A 16,621-nucleotide genomic window follows, 5' to 3' on the forward strand; every position below is an offset into this window, starting at 1 on the left:
CGCAGCTGTCGTCAGGCGGCGACGATGTCGATCGACTGCAGCACGACCGGCTCGATCGGGCGGTCGCCCGCGGCAGTCGGAACCGCGGCGATCGCGTCGACGACCTTCTTCGATGCCTCGTCGGCGACGGCGCCGAAGATGGTGTGCTTGCCCTGCAGCCACGGCGTCGGGTCCGTCGTGATGAAGAACTGCGAGCCGTTGGTGCCCTCGACCTTGCCGGTGATGGCGTTGCGGCGGAGGCCGGCGTTGGCCATCGCCAGGATGTAGGGCTCGTTGAAGTCGAGCTCCCCGTTGATCTCGTCGTCGAAGTTGTAACCGGGGCCGCCGACGCCCTGACCGAGCGGGTCGCCGCCCTGGATCATGAAGTTCGGGATGATGCGGTGGAAGATGACGTCCTTGTAGAGGGGCCCCTCGCCCGGCTTGCCGGTGGCGGGGTGCGTCCACTCCTGGGTGCCGTCGGCCAGCCCGACGAAGTTCTTGACCGTCTTGGGGGCGTGGTCCCCGAAGAGGTTGATGACGATGTCACCGTGGTTGGTGTGCAGAGTTGCGACATGCGAAGCGTGAACCATTCCCTCATTCTCGCAGAGCTTCCGGTGAGCCGGCCGGGCGCGTACATCTCCTCGCGCCAACATGCAAGGGGCGGACGATTCCCTCCCCGCATTCAGGCACTCGTGGCAAGATGGGGAACCCGTACTCCAATGGACAGGAGAGCATCGTGAGCCTCAGCCGCAAGCGGAAGAAGCAGCTTCGTCGTCTTCAGAAGGACGCGAACCAGCTGTGGGAGGACCAGCAGGTGCTCGTCGGCCACGCCGCCGACGTCGCCCGCGAGGCAGGTCGTCAGCTCGGCAACTTCAACCGGGAGCAGATCGTCCCGGTGGTCCAGGACACCTACAACCGCCGGGTGGCGCCGGTGGTCGACCGCAGCGTGAAGATGGGCAAGCACGTCGTCGACGACAAGGTCGTCCCGATCGTCGGCGGTGTCGTCGGCACCGCCCTCACCGCGTGGGACGTCGCCAACGCCAAGCGTCAGGGCGTCGCCTACAAGCCGCGTAAGGTCGTCGCCGAGAAGAAGGGCATGGGCCTCGGCTCCGTCATCGCCATCGTGCTCGGGGCCGCTGCCGCCGTCGGCGTGCTCTACGCCGCCTGGCAGGCGCTCCGTGCGGACGACGAGCTCTGGGTCGCGGACGACCCGCTGTCGGCTCCCGACGCGTGAACACCACCCCCGACCCGCACGCGCGGGTGAGGGATGCTGCGGCCGCCCGCGGACTCGACATCGAGATCCGCGAGCGGCCGCAGGCGCGTAGCCTGCACGAAGCCGCCGCGATCCTCGGCATTCCGCCGTCCGGCATCGTGAAGACCCTCGTGGTGAAGCGGTCCGACGACACCTACCTGTTCGCGCTCGTCCCGGGTGGCCGTGCCATCTCCTGGCCCAAGCTCCGCGCCGTCGTGGGCGTGAACAAGCTCCGGCTGCCTGAGCCCGAGCTCGCGCTGGCGGCGACCGGCTATGAGCGCGGGACCATCGTGCCGATCGGCAGTTACACCGACTGGCCGGTCTACGCCGACGAGTCCATCGTCGGGCAGCGGATCGCGATGGGTGCCGGCGCGCACGGGTACAGCCTGTTCGTCGACGCGGACGACCTGATTGCCGCGTACGGCGCGACCGTCGCGGACATCTCCGTCCCCGAAGAGCCGGGCGAGCGCTGAGGGCGCGCCGCGTCAGGCCAGGCCGGCCATGCGGATCGCGATGTCGACCAGCTTGACCCGCTGCAGCTCGGCGACGGCCTTCAGCGGGAACCACTCGGCCATGTCCGTGGAGCCGTCCTTCTCGAACCGGAGCCTGCCGCCCGTAACCTCCGCGCGGTAGACGATGCGCAGCGTGTGCAGGGGTTCCGTCGAGGCGTGCACGCGGCGGCCGGCGGGGATCACGCGGGAGTGGATACCGAGGAGCTCGCCCACCCGGACGGTGTAGCCGGTCTCCTCGCGCAGCTCGCGCCGGACCGCATCCTCCGGCGCCTCGCCGGGCTCGAGGCCTCCACCCGGCATGGTCCACGCCATACGTCGACCCTCAGTCCAGCGCGCCAGCAGGAGCCGGCCACCCCCATCGGTGACGACCCCGTATGCGGCGACGCGCAGGTCCATGCGTCACACCCTATCCGCCTGCATGCCGCGGCCCCGACCGCGTGTCGAGGCCGCGCCCCGCCGGTGACGGCGGGTCGGTCGAGCCGCGCCGCGTCGGCCGGCGAACCGATCACGAATCGAGAAGCGCCAGCCGCGCCGCGCTCGTACGCTGAGGGCATCACCGCTTCACCCCCGGACGAGAGGACCGACCATGGCCGACAACGACAAGAACTTCACCGTCGAAGAGCGCGAGGCGATGCAGGCCGCCGCCAAGGAGGCCCGCACCAGGCGCTCGCGGGCGAAGAAGTCGCCGGAGGAGCTGCGCGCCGCCGGCGAGGCCGACCTGAAGGAGGCCATCGACAAGCTCGGCGACACCGACCGCGCGCTGGCCGAGAAGCTGCACACGCTGGTCTCCGACGTCGCACCGGAACTCGTTCCCCGCACCTACTACGGCATGCCCGCGTGGGGACGCGACGGCAAGGTGCTGTGCTTCTTCCAGCCGGCCGGCAAGTTCAAGGTGCGCTACGGCACGTTCGGGTTCGAGCCGATCTCGAACCTCGACGACGGCACCGTCTGGCCCACCGCCTACGCGGTGACGGATCTCACGACCAAGGACCTGCAGTTCCTCGCCGACCGCATCCGCCAGGCCATCAGCTGACGGGCGCGATCAACCCGCCCTGGCGTCGGCGGAGCGCAGTACCGTGGAGCCTGTGAGCACACCCCCGTTCCCCGCACCCGTATACGCCGCGCGCCTCCACCGTGCCGCCGCCCTCGCCCGTGAGACCGGCCTCGACGCGATCGTCGTAGGCCCCGGCCCCGACCTCCAGTACCTCGTGGGCGTCGAGGGCGACACCATCGAGCGCCTGACCGCCCTGGTGATCACACCGCAGGGAGCGCCGACGATCGTGGTGCCGCGCATGGAGCTCGCCAAGGTGCGCAGCACCGCCGTCGGAGAACTCGGGCTCACCGTCGCCGACTGGGTCGACGGCGACGACCCGTATCCACTGGTCGCCGCGGCCGCCGGCGACGTGGCGCGCGTCGGGGTGTCCGACGCGCTGCCTGCCCTGCACGTGGTCCCGCTGGGACAGCGCCTGGGCGTGACACTCGAACTCGCGACACCGGTGCTCCGCGAGAGCCGCATGATCAAGGATGCGGCGGAGATCGCGGAGTTGCGCAGGGCGGGTGCCGCCATCGACGCGGTGCATCATCGAGTGCCGGAGTGGCTGCGCGCGGGGCGCACCGAGCGGGAGGTGGCCGCCGACATCGCGGAGGCCATCGTGGCCGAGGGGCACCGCACGGTCGAGTTCGTGATCGTGAGTTCCGGCGCGCACGGCGCCGACCCGCACCACGAGGTGTCCGACCGCGTCATCGAGGACGGGGACATCGTGGTGGTCGACATCGGGGGTGCGGTACCGAGCGGCTACAACTCCGACAGCACGCGGACCTACGTGGTCGGCACGCCCGACCCTGAGGCGGCGGAGCGCATCGCCGTGCTCGTGCGCGCCCAGCAGGCCGCGGTCGACGCCGTGCGTCCCGGCGCGACGGCCGCCGAGGTGGACGCCGCCGCCCGCGACGTGCTCGCCGACGCCGGCCTGGCGGACGCATTCCTGCATCGCACGGGCCACGGCATCGGCGTCTCGGTGCATGAGGAGCCGTACATCGCCCCGGGGAACGACCTCGTCCTGCGACCGGGCATGGCGTTCAGCATCGAGCCGGGAATCTACTTCCCCGGTGCGTGGGGCGCCCGCATCGAAGACATCGTGGTCGTGACCGAGACCGGCGGTGAGCGGCTGAATCTCGCGCCGCACGCGCTCACGAGCACCTCGGGAGCATGACCTTCGACTATCAGGGAATACCCAAAGTACTCAGGGTGAATTCCTAAAGTCCTCTATATCGGTCGCGGCAGCGGAGCTAGCATTCCTGATTGCCGGGAGGTGGGGCTCCGGCAGTCACTGATTCCATCTGGCGGGGGTTGCCGGAGGATCGGATGTTCGCGTCTGAGCACCACAATTTCATCGCGCCCACCGCAGGAGAGAAGAACGGGCGGCGCCACTGGGCGCTTCTCGCTCTCTTCGCGTTGCTCGCCGGGTATCTGATCGCTTTCGTGTCTCCACCGCCGGCAGCACGGGCGGAGTTCAACTTCTCCTGCTCGAGCACCGAGGGGTACACGTACTTCGTCAACACGGGGTCCGCATCTGTGTCCGTCGTATACACGGGCACGAACACGACCGTCGCGAACGTCCCTCTCGGAACGAGCACGCCGTACGGAGTGACCTCGCTCCCCGACGGCAGCAAGCTGTTCGTCACGACCGGCTCGAACACGGTTAAGGTCATCGACACTCGCACGCTGGCGGTCACAACCATCACCAACCCGGGGTTCGCCTTCACGACGGGCATCTGGTCGCGGAGCGATGGCGGGGAGGTGTATGTCGCCAACAGCAACAACAACACGCTCTCCGTGATCGACCCAGCGACGAACGCCGTGACCCAGACGATCAGCCTTCCCGGGCGGCCCGTCACGTTGAGTGCCGTGGGCAATCTGCTCTACATGAGCAACACCAGCGGTGCGGTGATGGTCATGGACATGACGACGCATGCCGTCACGACTCTCGCCGCCAGCGCCCCGAATCCGTCGGAGTACCTCGACGCGAACTCGGCCTACGTCGCCACGGTCAACCAGGGTACGTCCATCCAGATCTACAACCGTGTCTCCGGCACCTTCGCGCGCACCATCAACTACACACCGGCAGGGGGTGGAGCGCTTCACGGGGTCGGTTTCGTCCCGGGGACGAACTATCTCGTCGCGACGGTTCGAGGAATCAGCGCGACGAACCAGGCGACCACGGGCCACACCCTCGTGTTCGACGCATCCACGGGCGCGCTCCTTCGCGACTTTCCCACGCCGAACAAGGACATGCGCGTCGTGACCGCCTCGCCCTTCCACAACCAGATGTACATCGCCGGGGCCTCGACCTTCGCCGGCGCCGGCGCAATGGACGTGCTCAACACGACCGGTGCGCCCTCCACGTGGACCTACACCTCCAGCCAGACGGCGCTGCAGACCAATCCGGACAACCACGAGCCCGCGATGTCGTGCATGCCGCCGCTCACGGGGACCAAAGCCTTCGCGAAGTCGCCCATCGCGCTCGGCGAGGTGACTCGCCTCACGATCACCATCACTAACCCGAACCTCGGTCCGTCGACCGGCCTGCCCGGCACCACGCTGACTGACGACCTGCCGTCGAACATCCGCATCGCTCCGACCCCCAATGCTGCGACCACCTGCTCGGCCGGCTCGGTAGACGCCCCGGCCGGCGGGTCGACGCTGACGCTGTCGAACGGCACCGTCCCCGCCGCTCTCCTCCAGGGATCCACGTCGGTTCCGGGCACCTGCACGATCTCCGTCGACGTGGTCGGCGTAGCGACCGGGGTCCAGACGAACACCATCCCGGCGGCGAACCTGAGCGCGCCCATCGTCGGCCCGAGCACGTCCTCGTTCTCCGCCCCGATCGAAGTCCTGGCGCCCGGGCTGCAGATCACGAAGTCGAACGACGATGCGGACGGGATCGTCGAGGGTGGGCAGACGCTCACCTACTCTCTCACCGTGACCAACACGGGCACCATCGCGCAGACCGGCGTGACGGTGGACGACGTGCTGCCCCCGGGTGTCACCTACGTGCCCGGCTCGACCGTCGCAACCCAGGGGACCACTGTCCGCGACAACGCCCCCGGCGGGACGAACCCGGATCTCGTCGGCGGAGACCCCGTCGCCGGTTCCCTCGTCGGCCCCACCGATCCGTTCACGATCGCGCCGGGACAGACGATGACCGTGACCTACCAGGTCACCGTCGACACGCCGGCGCCCGACACCGTGGACTCCTACACGAATACCGCCAGCGTGAGCTCGGCCCAGGAGCCGACGCCGATCTCGGCGACGAACACGGTGCAGGGCTTCTCGGCCCTGGAGCTGGTGAAGACCGCTGGCACCCCGGTCGACGTGAACGGCAACGGTGCGACCGACGCCGGCGACACCATCGCATACACCTTCACCGTGACCAACACCGGCAACGTCACGATGTCGAACATCGCCGTGACCGACCCGAAGCTGGGGGCCGTCACGTGTGATGTGACCACGCTTGCGCCCACCGAGGTCGCGACCTGCACGGCGGCGCCCTACACGATCACCCAGACGGAGACCGATGCCGGCGAGGTGACGAACACGGCGACCGCAGCGGGCACCGACCCCAGCGGCGACCCCGTGCCGTCGAACGACTCCGCCACGACCACCCCGACCGACCAGGTGCCCGAGCTGCTCTTCGACAAGACGGCCGGAACACCCGTCGATGTGAACGGCAACGGCATCACCGACGCGGGCGACACGATTGCCTACACCTTCACCGTCGCCAACACCGGCAACGTCACCGTGACGGACATCGTGGTGACCGACGCCATGGTCGGTGCGATCACGTGCGACGTGACCACGCTCGCGCCCACCGGCACCGCGACCTGCACGGCCGCGCCCTACACGATCACCGCCGCCGACCAGGACGCCGGAGCAGTCGCGAACACCGCCTCCGCCGCGGGAACCGACCCGAACGGCGACCCCGTCCCGTCCAACGAGGACACCACGAACACCCCGGTCGTGGCGCCCGCCCCGGCGCTGGAGTTCGACAAGAGCGCGGGAACGCCGGTCGATGCGAACGGCAGCGGTTCGACCGACGTGGGCGACACCATCGCCTACACCTTCACCGTGACCAACACGGGCAACGTCCCGGTGACCGATGTGGTCGTCACGGACGACAAGGCCGGACCGGTCACGTGCGACGTGACCACCCTGGCTCCCGGCGGCGTCGCCACGTGCACCGCGGCGCCCTATGAGATCACCCAGGCCGACATGGACGCGGGCGAGGTGCAGAACACGGCGTCGGCGACCGGCACGGACCCCGCGGGCGACCCGGTCCCGTCCAACGACGACACGACCACCACCCCGACCGACCAGAGCCCGGCGCTGGCGTTCGACAAGACCGCGGGTGCTCCGGTGGACACCAACGCGAACGGGATCACCGACGAGGGCGACACGATCGTCTACACGTTCACCGTGACGAACACGGGCAACGTGACCGTCGCGAACATCGCCGTCGCGGATGACGTGGTGGGTGCGGTCACGTGCGACCTGACCACGCTCGCACCGGGCCAGGTGGCCACGTGCACCGCGGGCCCCTACACGGTCACGGCGGCGGACGAGGCGGCGGGCGAGGTCGTGAACACCGCCAACGCGGGCGGCACCGCCCCGAACGGCGACCCGGTGCCCTCCAACGACGACACCACCAACACCCCGGTCGAGCCGTCGGCACCGGCCATCGCGATCGAGAAGACCGCCGGCACCCCGGTCGACGTCAACGGCAACGGCCTCACGGACGCGGGCGACACCATCGACTACACCTTCACCGTGACGAACACGGGCAACGTCCCGCTGCTGGACATCGTGGTGGACGACCCGAAGGTGGGGGCGGTGACGTGCGACGTGACCTCCCTCGCGCCCACCGAGGTCGCCAACTGCATGGCCGAGCCGTACGTCATCACGCAGGCCGATGTCGATGCGGGCAGCGTGGACAACTCCGCCACCGCGACCGGGACGCCCCCGGGTGAGCCAGCCGTGCCGTCGACGCCGGACACCACGAACACCCCGACGGATCAGGTCCCTGCCCTGGAGCTCGACAAGAGCGCCGGCACCCCGGTCGACGTCAACGGCGACCTGCTCACCGACGAGGGCGACACCATCGCCTACACGTTCACTCTGACCAACACCGGAACCGTCACGCTCACCGATCTGACGGTGGACGACCCCAAGGTCGGCGCGGTCACCTGCGATGTCACCGCGCTGGCTCCAGGAGAGGTCGCGACCTGCACCGCCGCGCCGTACACGATCACGGCGGATGACGAGGCCGCGGGCGAGGTCGCGAACACGGCCACCGCCACGGGCACCGACCCGAACGGCGACCCCGTGCCCTCCAACGAGGACTCCACCACGACCCCTGTCGTACCGGCCGCTCCCGCGCTCACGCTGGACAAGGCCGCGGGCGCTCCGGTGGACGTCAACGGCGACGGACTCACCGACGCCGGAGACACCATCGCCTACACGTTCACCGTCACCAACACCGGCAACGTCGCGGTGACCGACATCGCGATCTCCGACCCGATGGTGGGCGCCGTCACCTGTGATGTCACGACACTGGCTCCGGGCGAGGTCGCCACCTGCACCGCCGCGCCGTACACGATCACCGCGGCGGATGAGGCTGGGGGTGCGGTGGCCAACACCGCCATCGCCACGGGCACCGACCCGGACGGCGGCCCCGTCCCGTCGAACGAGGACTCCACGAACACCCCGGTCGTGGCCCCCGCTCCCGCGCTGGAGCTCGACAAGTCTGCAGGAACCCCGGTGGACGTGAACGCGAACGGCATCACGGACGAGGGTGACACGATCGCGTACACCTTCACCGTCACCAACACCGGCAACGTCACCGTGACCGACATCGCGGTACAAGACCCCAGGGCGGGCGCCGTCACCTGCGACGTGACCGCGCTCGCCCCGGGCCAGATCGCCACCTGCACCGCCGCCCCGTACACCGTGACCGCAGCGGATGAGACCGCGGGCGAGGTCGTCAACACGGCCACCGCGTCCGGCACCGCCCCGAACGGCGATCCGGTGCCGTCGAACGAGGACACGACCAACACCCCGGTCATCCCGTCCGACCCGTCGCTGACGATCGACAAGACCGCGGGCACCCCCGACGACGTGAACGGCAACGGCATCACCGATGTGGGCGACACCATCGCCTACACGTTCACCGTGACCAACACCGGCAACGTGCCGCTGAACGACGTCGCTGTGGACGACCCCAAGGTCGGTGCCGTCACCTGTGACGTGACAACTCTCGCCCCGGGAGAGGTCGCGAACTGCACCGCCGCGCCCTACGTCATCACCCAGGCCGACGTGGACAACGGCAGTGTCGACAACTCTGCCACCGCCACCGGCACACCACCGGGCGAGCCCGCCGTGCCGTCGGACCCCAACACCACCACCACCCCGACCGACCAGGTTCCTGCGCTGGAGCTGGACAAGACCGCGGGCACCCCCGTGGACGTGAACGCGAACGGCATCACGGACGAGGGCGACACCATCGCCTACACCTTCACCGTCACCAACACGGGCAACGTCACGGTCACCCACGTGGTGGTCACCGACGCGATGGTCGGCACGATCACGTGCGACATCACGACGCTGGCCCCGGGCGATGTGGCGAACTGCACCGCCGCACCGTACACGGTGACCGCCGCCGACGAGGCCGCAGGCGAGATCGTGAACACCGCCACCGCGTCGGGCACTGCGCCCAGCGGCGACCCGGTCCCTTCGAACGAGGACTCCACCAACACGCCCGCCGCGCCGTCGGCTCCGTCGCTGACCCTCGACAAGACTGCGGGCACCCCCGAGGACGTGAACGGCAACGGCCTGACGGACGTGGGCGACACCATCGCCTACACCTTCACCGTCACCAACACGGGCAACGTGCCCCTCGCCGACATCACCGTCGACGACCCGAAGGTGGGCGCCGTCACGTGCGACGTGACCACGCTCGCCCCGGGAGAGGTCGCCGCGTGCACCGCCGAGCCGTACGTCATCACCCAGGCCGACGTCGACAACGGCAGCGTCGACAACTCCGCCACTGCCACCGGCACACCCCCGGGCGAGCCCGCCGTGCCGTCGGACCCCGACACCACCACCACGCCGACCGACCAGACCCCGGCGCTCACGCTGGACAAGGTCGCCGGCGCCCCGGTCGACGCGAACGCGAACGGCCTCGCCGACGCGGGCGACACCATCGCCTACACGTTCACCGTCACCAACACGGGCAATGTCACGACCACCGACATCGCGGTGGACGACCCGAAGGTCGGCGCGGTCACCTGTGACGTGACCGCGCTCGCTCCGGGCGAGCTCGCCACGTGCACCGCCGCGCCGTACACGATCACGACGGACGACGAGGCCGCGGGCGCGGTCGTCAACACGGCCACCGCCTCGGGCACCGACCCGGACGGCGACCCCGTCCCGTCCAACGACGACACCACCGAGACGCCCGTCGTCCCTGCGGCCCCCGCGCTGCTGCTCGACAAGACGGCCGGCGTCCCGGTGGATGTCAACGCGAACGGCATCACGGACGAGGGTGACACGATCGCGTACACCTTCACCGTCACCAACACCGGCAACGTCACCGTGACCGACATCGCGGTACAAGACCCCAGGGCGGGCGCCGTCACCTGCGACGTGACCGCGCTCGCCCCGGGCCAGGTCGCCACCTGCACCGCCGCCCCGTACACCGTGACCGCAGCGGATGAGACCGCGGGCGAGGTCGTCAACACGGCCACCGCGTCCGGCACCGCCCCGAACGGCGATCCGGTGCCGTCGAACGAGGACACCACCAACACCCCCGCGGCGGACTCGGCTCCGTCGCTCACGCTCGACAAGAACGCGGGCACCCCGGTCGACGTGAACGGCGACGGCATCACGGACGTCGGTGACACCATCGCCTACACGTTCATCGTGACCAACACGGGCAACGTGCCCCTCGCCGACATCACCGTCGACGACCCGAAGGTGGGCGCCGTCACGTGCGACGTGACCACGCTCGCCCCGGGAGAGGTCGCCGCGTGCATCGCCGAGCCGTACGTCATCACCCAGGCCGACCTCGACAACGGCAGTGTGGACAACAGCGCCACCGCGACGGGCACACCCCCGGGCGAGCCCGCCGTGCCGTCGGTGCCCGACACCACGAACACTCCGGCCGACCAGCTGCCGTCCATCACCCTGTTCAAGGTCGCCGGCGCCCCGGTCGACGCGAACGCGAACGGCCTCGCCGACGCGGGCGACACCATCGCCTACACGTTCACCGTCACCAACACGGGCAATGTCACGGTCACCGATGTCGCCGTGACCGACCCCCTGGTGGGCGAGGTCGCCTGCGACGTCACGACCCTGGCGCCCGGAGAATCCGCGAGCTGCACGGCCGCGCCGTACACGATCACCGAGGACGACGAAACCGCAGGGGCGGTCGTGAACACCGCGACCGCGACCGCGAACGGTCCGGACGGCGACCCGGTGCCGTCCGACCCCGACTCGACGAACACCCCGGTCGTGCCCTCCGCCCCGGCGCTCACGCTCGACAAGAGCGCCGGCACCCCGGTCGACGTGAACGGCAACGGCCTCACCGACGCGGGCGACACCATCGCCTACACGTTCACCGTGACCAACACCGGCAACGTGCCGCTCGAGGACATCACCGTGGACGACCCCAAGGTCGGCGCCGTGACGTGTGACGTGACCACGCTCGCGCCGGGGGAGGCCGCGAACTGCACGGCCGAGCCCTACGCCATCACCCAGGCCGACGTGGACGCGGGCAGTGCGGACAACACGGCCACGGCCACGGGCACGCCTCCGGGTGAGCCGGCCGTGCCGTCCGAGCCCGACACCACGAACACGCCGGCCGACCAGGTGCCGTCCCTGCTGTTCGACAAGACCGCGGGCACGCCCGTCGACGTCAACGGCAACGGCCTGACCGACGCCGGAGACACCATCGCCTACACGTTCACGGTCACCAACAACGGCACCGTCACCATCACCGACATCGTCGTGAACGACCCGATGGTCGGTGTGGTCACCTGTGACACCACGACGCTGGCCCCGGGCGAGGTCGCGAACTGCACCGCAGAGCCCTATACGATCACCGAGGCCGACGAGGGTGCGGGCGCAGTGCAGAACACCGCCGGCGGCTCCGGAACCGACCCCGGCGGGGATCCGCTCCCGCCGGTTCCCGACACCACGAACACCCCGGTGATCCCCGCTGCGCCCTCCCTCTCGATCGACAAGACGGCCGGACTCCCCGTGGATGCGAACGGCAACGGACTGGTCGACGTCGGCGACACCATCGCGTACACCTTCACCGTCACCAATACCGGCAACGTGCCGCTGAGCGACGTCGTCGTGAACGACCCGAAGACAGACGTCGTCACGTGCGACCTCACGACGCTCGCGCCCGGGGCTGTCACCTCCTGCACCGCGGCGCCGTACGTCATCACCCAGGAGGATGTCGACGCCGGTGCCGTGCGGAACACCGCGACCGCGGAGGGCACCCCACCAGGAGAGCCCGCCGTGCCGTCCGAGCCGGACACCACCGAGACGCCGACCGACCAGCTGCCGGCCCTGACCCTCGTGAAGTCCAACATGCTCGAAGACGGCAACGGCGACCGCGAGGCCGAAGCCGGCGAGGTCATCCACTACGCCTTCGACGTCACCAACACCGGCAACGTCACACTCACCGAGGTCGGCATCGACGACCCGCTGCTGGACGCGGCCGGCGACCTCATCACGTGCCCGGTCACCCCGGTGGCCCCCGGCGAGACCGTGACCTGCACGGCCGAGCACGAGGTCACCGCGGCCGAGGCCACCGGACGCGACCTCGTCAACGTCGCCACCGCGACCGTGCACGGCGGCGGAGACGACCCGATCACCAGCGATCCGTCGACGACGACCACCCCGACGGACCCCTCCGCTCCGGCTCCCGAGCCGGCCCGACTTCCGACCACCGGCGGCAGCGACCAGGTTGCGCTGGCCCTGATCGCGCTCGCGCTGACGGTGGCCGGAACCACACTCGTCGTGAGAGGGGGGCGACGCCGCATCCACCGGATGCGCTAGCAGCTCACGACGGGGCACGCGCCCCCGCGCCTCTACTCTTACCGGAGATCCCCGAGGCGCGGGGGCGTTCCTCTGCCTCCAGAACGTCCTGGACGATGAGCGCGAACAGCACCCCGCCGACGAGGCCGAGGGCACCGACACCGGTTGCACGCCCCGCGCTCCGCGGTCGCGGATCCGGGTGTGAGAGCGGGCGCGACGGAAGGGTCGGATGAAGTCCGCTCTCCGGTCGAGGTGCGGCGGACGACGCGGAGGTCGTGGGCTGCGGCCACTGGACGCCGGAGTTCAGGTCACGGACCGCGAACGCGACGTGCACACCCGGATCGGCATGGGCGAATCGAACGACGAGATCGGTGCCAGCCTCCACATCAGCCCCGGGGGCGCGCCCGCTCGTACCGCTGAGCACTGACGCGATGGTGGAGCCTAGGAGATTCGAACTCCTGACATCCTGCTTGCAAAGCAGGCGCTCTACCAACTGAGCTAAGGCCCCGTGAGGGATTTCTTGAATTGAAAGGGTGGGGCTACCAGGACTTGAACCTGGGACCTCTTCATTATCAGTGAAGCGCTCTAACCGCCTGAGCTATAGCCCCGTCAACCTCCAAGACTTTACCGGAGAATCACGGAAAATCCGAATCGAGGGCGAGGACCCGTATGGACCCCCGCCCTCGACCGGCTCAGCGCCCTGGTCGGATCGTCGCGCTGCCCGCGGAGAGGGAGACGTCGATGGTGCGCGTGGCCGAGGAAGCCTGCTCGACCGTCGCATCCAGGGACCCGGCGCTGACGTCCTGCGTGATGCGGTACTGCACGTCGGGAAGGGTGAGGTCGAGCGACCCGGCGCTCACATCGATCGTGGTCGTGTCGGGTGCGTCACCCGTGAGCTCGACCGTAAGATCGCCCGCCGAGATGCCGAGGTCGGCCTGACCCACGCCGTCCAGCACGATGTCCGCGCGGCCGGCGTTCATCTGCACGTCGAGTGCCGTCGCCGCACCCTCCACATCGAGCGCTCCCGCGTTGACCTGGATGTCCAGGGCGCCGAATTCGCCGGTCACGTCGAGGCTCCCCGCGTCGAGCGTGAGGTCGGCGTCCAGCGCGGAGTCGCGCAACTCCTCCGGAAGGGTCAGCACGGCGCGCTCGTCCTCGCCGAACCAGTTGCCGAACCACCACCCGAAGGGACCACGGGGGCTCCGCACGGTCAGCTCGTCGCCGTCGCGCTCGAAGGTCCAGCCCTGGCCGCGGCCATTGGTGACTGCGAGTTCCGCCTCGTCCACGTCGCCGAACTCGATCCGCACACTGCTCGCGTCCGCGTCGAGGTCCAGGGCATCCACGCCGGCGGCGTCCACGGTCTGCACGGAGTCGGCACGGTCGGAGGAGGCGATGGTACTGACAGCCGCGACCGCCGCGGTGCCGCCGGCGCCGAGCAGGGCGATGCCGCCGACGACGGCTGTCACCACGATGATCGCGGTGGCACCGGAGGAGCGCTGGGGGGCGGGGCCACCCGGGTCCGCCGACGACGCGGGCTGCTGCGGCGGCGCCGGAGGGTTCGGCGGGGCCGGATAGTCCTGCGGTGTCGGAGGATTCTGCGGAGCCGGGGTGTTCTGCGGCGGGGTCGGGGGGTTCGGCGGGGTGAGGGGGGTGTGGTCGCCCTGGGCACCCGGGTTGTCGGTGGTCATCGTGCCACTCCTGTCTGGGGGTTCGGCGGCGTCGAGCCGCCCGAGTTCTCGATGTGGGCGAGGGCGGCGAGCACGCGCCGGTTGCCCGACTCGTCCTGCTCGAAGCCCAGCTTCTGGAAGATGGAGGTGATGTGCTTCTCGACGCTGGCCTCGGAGAGGAACAGCAGCCCGGCGATCGCCTGGTTCGACTTGCCCTCCGCGATCAGCGCGAGCACCGTGCGCTCGCGTTCGGTGAGACGCAGCATCCGGTCGTCGCGGTTGCGCCGCGTCAGCAGCTGCGCCACCACCTCGGGGTCGAGCACCGTCGCGCCCTCCGCGATGCGGTGGACCGAGTCGAGGAACTCGGTGACATCGGCCACGCGGTCCTTCAGCAGATAGCCGAGTGGGCCTCCCTGACCGGCGATCAGGTCAGACGCATACCGCTCCTCGACGTACTGGGAGAGCACCAGGATCGCGAGGGTCGGGTGCGCCGACCGGAGATCCAGTGCCGCGCGGATGCCCTCATCGGTGAACGTGGGCGGCAGCCGCACGTCGAGGATGCAGAGGTCCGGCGTGCCGTCGACCACCGCTTCGCGCAGTCCGGTGGTGTCGGTCAGCGCCGCGACCACCTCGTGCCCGGCGTCTTCGAGCAGTCGCACGAGCCCTTCGCGCAGCAGGACGGAGTCCTCGCAGATCAGGATGCGCATGGCACGTTCACCTCCAGGCTGGTCGGGCCGCCGTGCGGGCTGTCGAGGCGGAAGGTGCCGCCCGCGGCGAGGATCCGGTTCGCGATGCCGTCGAGGCCGCCGCCCGGCAGCACCTGTGCGCCGCCCATGCCGTTGTCCTCCACACGGGCCCACAGCGTATTGCCCTCGCGGAGCCGCACCGTGACCCTCGCCTCGCTGGCGCGGGAGTGCTTGGCCGCGTTCGTCAGGGATTCCGCGATGGAGAAGTACACCGCGGCTTCGGCTTCCCGGCTGCACCTGCCGTCCATGCGCACGTCGAGGTGCACGGGGATATGCGAGCGTCCGGCCAGGGCGGACAGCGCCGCGTCGAGTCCACGGTCGTCCAGCACGGAGGCGTGGATCCCGCGGGCGAGCTGCCGCAGTTCGGTGATGGCGGCCTTCGTGGAGGTGTGCGCCTCGGAGATGAGCTCCTTGGCGGCGTCCGGGTCGTTGTCGATCTTCTGCTGCGCGAGGCCGAGGGTCATGCCGACGGACACGAGTCGCGGCTGGACCCCGTCGTGCAGGTCGCGTTCGATGCGCGTGCGCTCCAGGTCGGCGGCGCGCACGGCGCCCTCCCGCTGTGCGGTGGAGGTGCGCACCCGCTCGGTGAGCTCGACCTCGCGGCTGCGGGCGACGATCGCGAGGGCGAGAGTGCGGTGCAGCAGCGCGAGCCCGATCATGCCGGCCGCGGAGGCGACGACGCCGAGGATCCCGATCAGGGGTGCCCAGGCGACGGGGATGCCGGCGCCGCCGAACGGTCCCGTGAACACTTCGGACCCGGTGAGCGGAGCGAACGCGATCACGATCGACCAGACGAACGCCCAGCACAGACGCAGGACGACGAATCCGAGCACGGCCGCGATCGCGAAGTTCGCGACCGCCCGCCACATCCGCCCGTCGATGGCCTGCCGGCCGAGTGCCCGCAGCCAGCCGCCGAAGCCGGGGCGGTCTCGCGGCTGCAGCCGCAGCGGGGCGACCGGGGTGCGGTAGAGACCGCCGATCCGCGCGACCTCGAACCAGCCGACGCCGAACAGGGCGTACACGAGACCGACCAGGAGCACGATCCCGACGCCGGCGGCGAACAGCAGTCCAATGCCGGTTCCGAGCATGCCGCCGAGCATCCCGAAGATGATGCCGCCGATCACGCCGACGCCTGCCAGATGCAGGATCGTGAGGAGGATGCGCAACGGCGGCTTCGCCACGGAGGCGGGGGCCGGCGTCGCAGTCTGAGTGGTCATGGTTCCACGGTAGAGCCGGGCGAGGTACCGGCACACCGAGGCAGCCGGACACTCGTCTTCGGGTTTTCCCTACCCGCGCCCCCGGCGCTGCGACGACGTCCGGTCTTCACAGGTCGCGGCCCGACACCACCGGCAGGAACGACGAAG

Annotated in this window: 10 protein-coding genes and 2 tRNA genes; 5 read left to right on the forward strand and 7 right to left on the reverse strand. The window is 70.0% G+C overall.

Features of this window, described 5'->3' with window-relative positions; translation table 11 throughout:
* Positions 1–11: 11 nt before the first annotated feature.
* Positions 12–569, reverse strand: coding sequence for a peptidylprolyl isomerase (locus M3C17_RS08735; protein ID WP_259977271.1), 558 nt, complete (start codon positions 567–569; stop codon positions 12–14).
* Positions 570–715: 146 nt separating this feature from the next.
* Here M3C17_RS08735 and M3C17_RS08740 point away from each other — a divergent pair, with 146 nt between their 5' ends.
* Together M3C17_RS08740 and M3C17_RS08745 are read left to right on the forward strand one after the other, a co-directional pair.
* Positions 716–1,213: a DNA helicase gene (locus tag M3C17_RS08740; RefSeq protein ID WP_259977272.1), complete on the forward strand. Its 498-nt coding sequence runs from the start codon at positions 716–718 to the stop codon at positions 1,211–1,213.
* A gap of 26 nt (positions 1,214–1,239) precedes the next feature.
* Positions 1,240–1,704, forward strand: a complete 465-nt coding sequence (locus M3C17_RS08745) for an aminoacyl-tRNA deacylase (RefSeq protein WP_259977279.1) — start codon at positions 1,240–1,242, stop codon at positions 1,702–1,704.
* 12 nt (positions 1,705–1,716) lie between these two features.
* Here the strand turns inward: M3C17_RS08745 and M3C17_RS08750 are convergent, their stop codons facing one another.
* A complete protein-coding gene (locus M3C17_RS08750) occupies positions 1,717–2,139 on the reverse strand; it encodes an NUDIX hydrolase (RefSeq protein WP_259977273.1) in 423 nt (140 codons plus the stop codon).
* Between the two features lie 190 nt (positions 2,140–2,329).
* On the opposite strand from M3C17_RS08750, the gene M3C17_RS08755 reads away from it, so the two are divergent.
* From M3C17_RS08755 to M3C17_RS18780, 3 genes are all read left to right on the forward strand, one after another.
* Positions 2,330–2,776 carry a hypothetical protein gene (locus tag M3C17_RS08755; RefSeq protein WP_259977274.1) on the forward strand — a complete coding sequence of 149 codons (447 nt, stop codon included), beginning with the start codon at positions 2,330–2,332 and terminating at the stop codon, positions 2,774–2,776.
* Between the two features lie 52 nt (positions 2,777–2,828).
* The gene (locus M3C17_RS08760; RefSeq protein ID WP_259977275.1) at positions 2,829–3,953 is read left to right on the forward strand and encodes a Xaa-Pro peptidase family protein; all 1,125 of its coding nucleotides are present in this window, start codon (positions 2,829–2,831) and stop codon (positions 3,951–3,953) included.
* A gap of 152 nt (positions 3,954–4,105) precedes the next feature.
* Positions 4,106–12,865, forward strand: coding sequence for a hypothetical protein (locus M3C17_RS18780; protein WP_311198440.1), 8,760 nt, complete (start codon positions 4,106–4,108; stop codon positions 12,863–12,865).
* A 411-nt stretch (positions 12,866–13,276) separates the two neighbouring features.
* On the opposite strand, the gene M3C17_RS08775 is transcribed toward M3C17_RS18780, so the two are convergent.
* From M3C17_RS08775 to M3C17_RS08795, 5 genes are all read right to left on the reverse strand, one after another.
* Positions 13,277–13,352, reverse strand: a tRNA-Ala gene (locus M3C17_RS08775).
* A 26-nt stretch (positions 13,353–13,378) separates the two neighbouring features.
* Positions 13,379–13,452, reverse strand: a tRNA-Ile gene (locus tag M3C17_RS08780).
* An 84-nt stretch (positions 13,453–13,536) separates the two neighbouring features.
* Complete coding sequence (locus M3C17_RS08785) at positions 13,537–14,532, reverse strand: DUF4097 domain-containing protein (protein WP_259977276.1); 996 nt, start codon at positions 14,530–14,532, stop codon at positions 13,537–13,539.
* Entirely contained in the window at positions 14,529–15,218 is a 690-nt protein-coding gene (locus tag M3C17_RS08790; protein ID WP_259977277.1) for a response regulator transcription factor, read from the reverse strand. The genes M3C17_RS08785 and M3C17_RS08790 overlap by 4 nt, the downstream gene beginning before the upstream one ends.
* Positions 15,206–16,474, reverse strand: a complete 1,269-nt coding sequence (locus M3C17_RS08795; protein WP_259977278.1) for a histidine kinase — start codon at positions 16,472–16,474, stop codon at positions 15,206–15,208. The genes M3C17_RS08790 and M3C17_RS08795 overlap by 13 nt, the downstream gene beginning before the upstream one ends.
* Between the last annotated feature and the right edge of the window lie 147 nt (positions 16,475–16,621).

The organism is Microbacterium sp. p3-SID336 (assembly GCF_025143365.1).
GTDB lineage: Bacteria > Actinomycetota > Actinomycetes > Actinomycetales > Microbacteriaceae > Microbacterium.

Excerpts from the sequence above, each read along its gene's own strand:
- M3C17_RS08755 (WP_259977274.1), top strand. The coding sequence starts at position 2,330 with ATGGCCGACAACGACAAGAACTTCACCGTCGAAGAGCGCGAGGCGATG.
- M3C17_RS08790 (WP_259977277.1), bottom strand. The coding sequence starts at position 15,218 with ATGCGCATCCTGATCTGCGAGGACTCCGTCCTGCTGCGCGAAGGGCTC.
- M3C17_RS08795 (WP_259977278.1), bottom strand. The coding sequence starts at position 16,474 with ATGACCACTCAGACTGCGACGCCGGCCCCCGCCTCCGTGGCGAAGCCG.
- M3C17_RS08750 (WP_259977273.1), bottom strand. The coding sequence starts at position 2,139 with ATGGACCTGCGCGTCGCCGCATACGGGGTCGTCACCGATGGGGGTGGC.
- M3C17_RS08735 (WP_259977271.1), bottom strand. The coding sequence starts at position 569 with ATGGTTCACGCTTCGCATGTCGCAACTCTGCACACCAACCACGGTGAC.
- M3C17_RS08785 (WP_259977276.1), bottom strand. The coding sequence starts at position 14,532 with ATGACCACCGACAACCCGGGTGCCCAGGGCGACCACACCCCCCTCACC.
- M3C17_RS18780 (WP_311198440.1), top strand. The coding sequence starts at position 4,106 with ATGTTCGCGTCTGAGCACCACAATTTCATCGCGCCCACCGCAGGAGAG.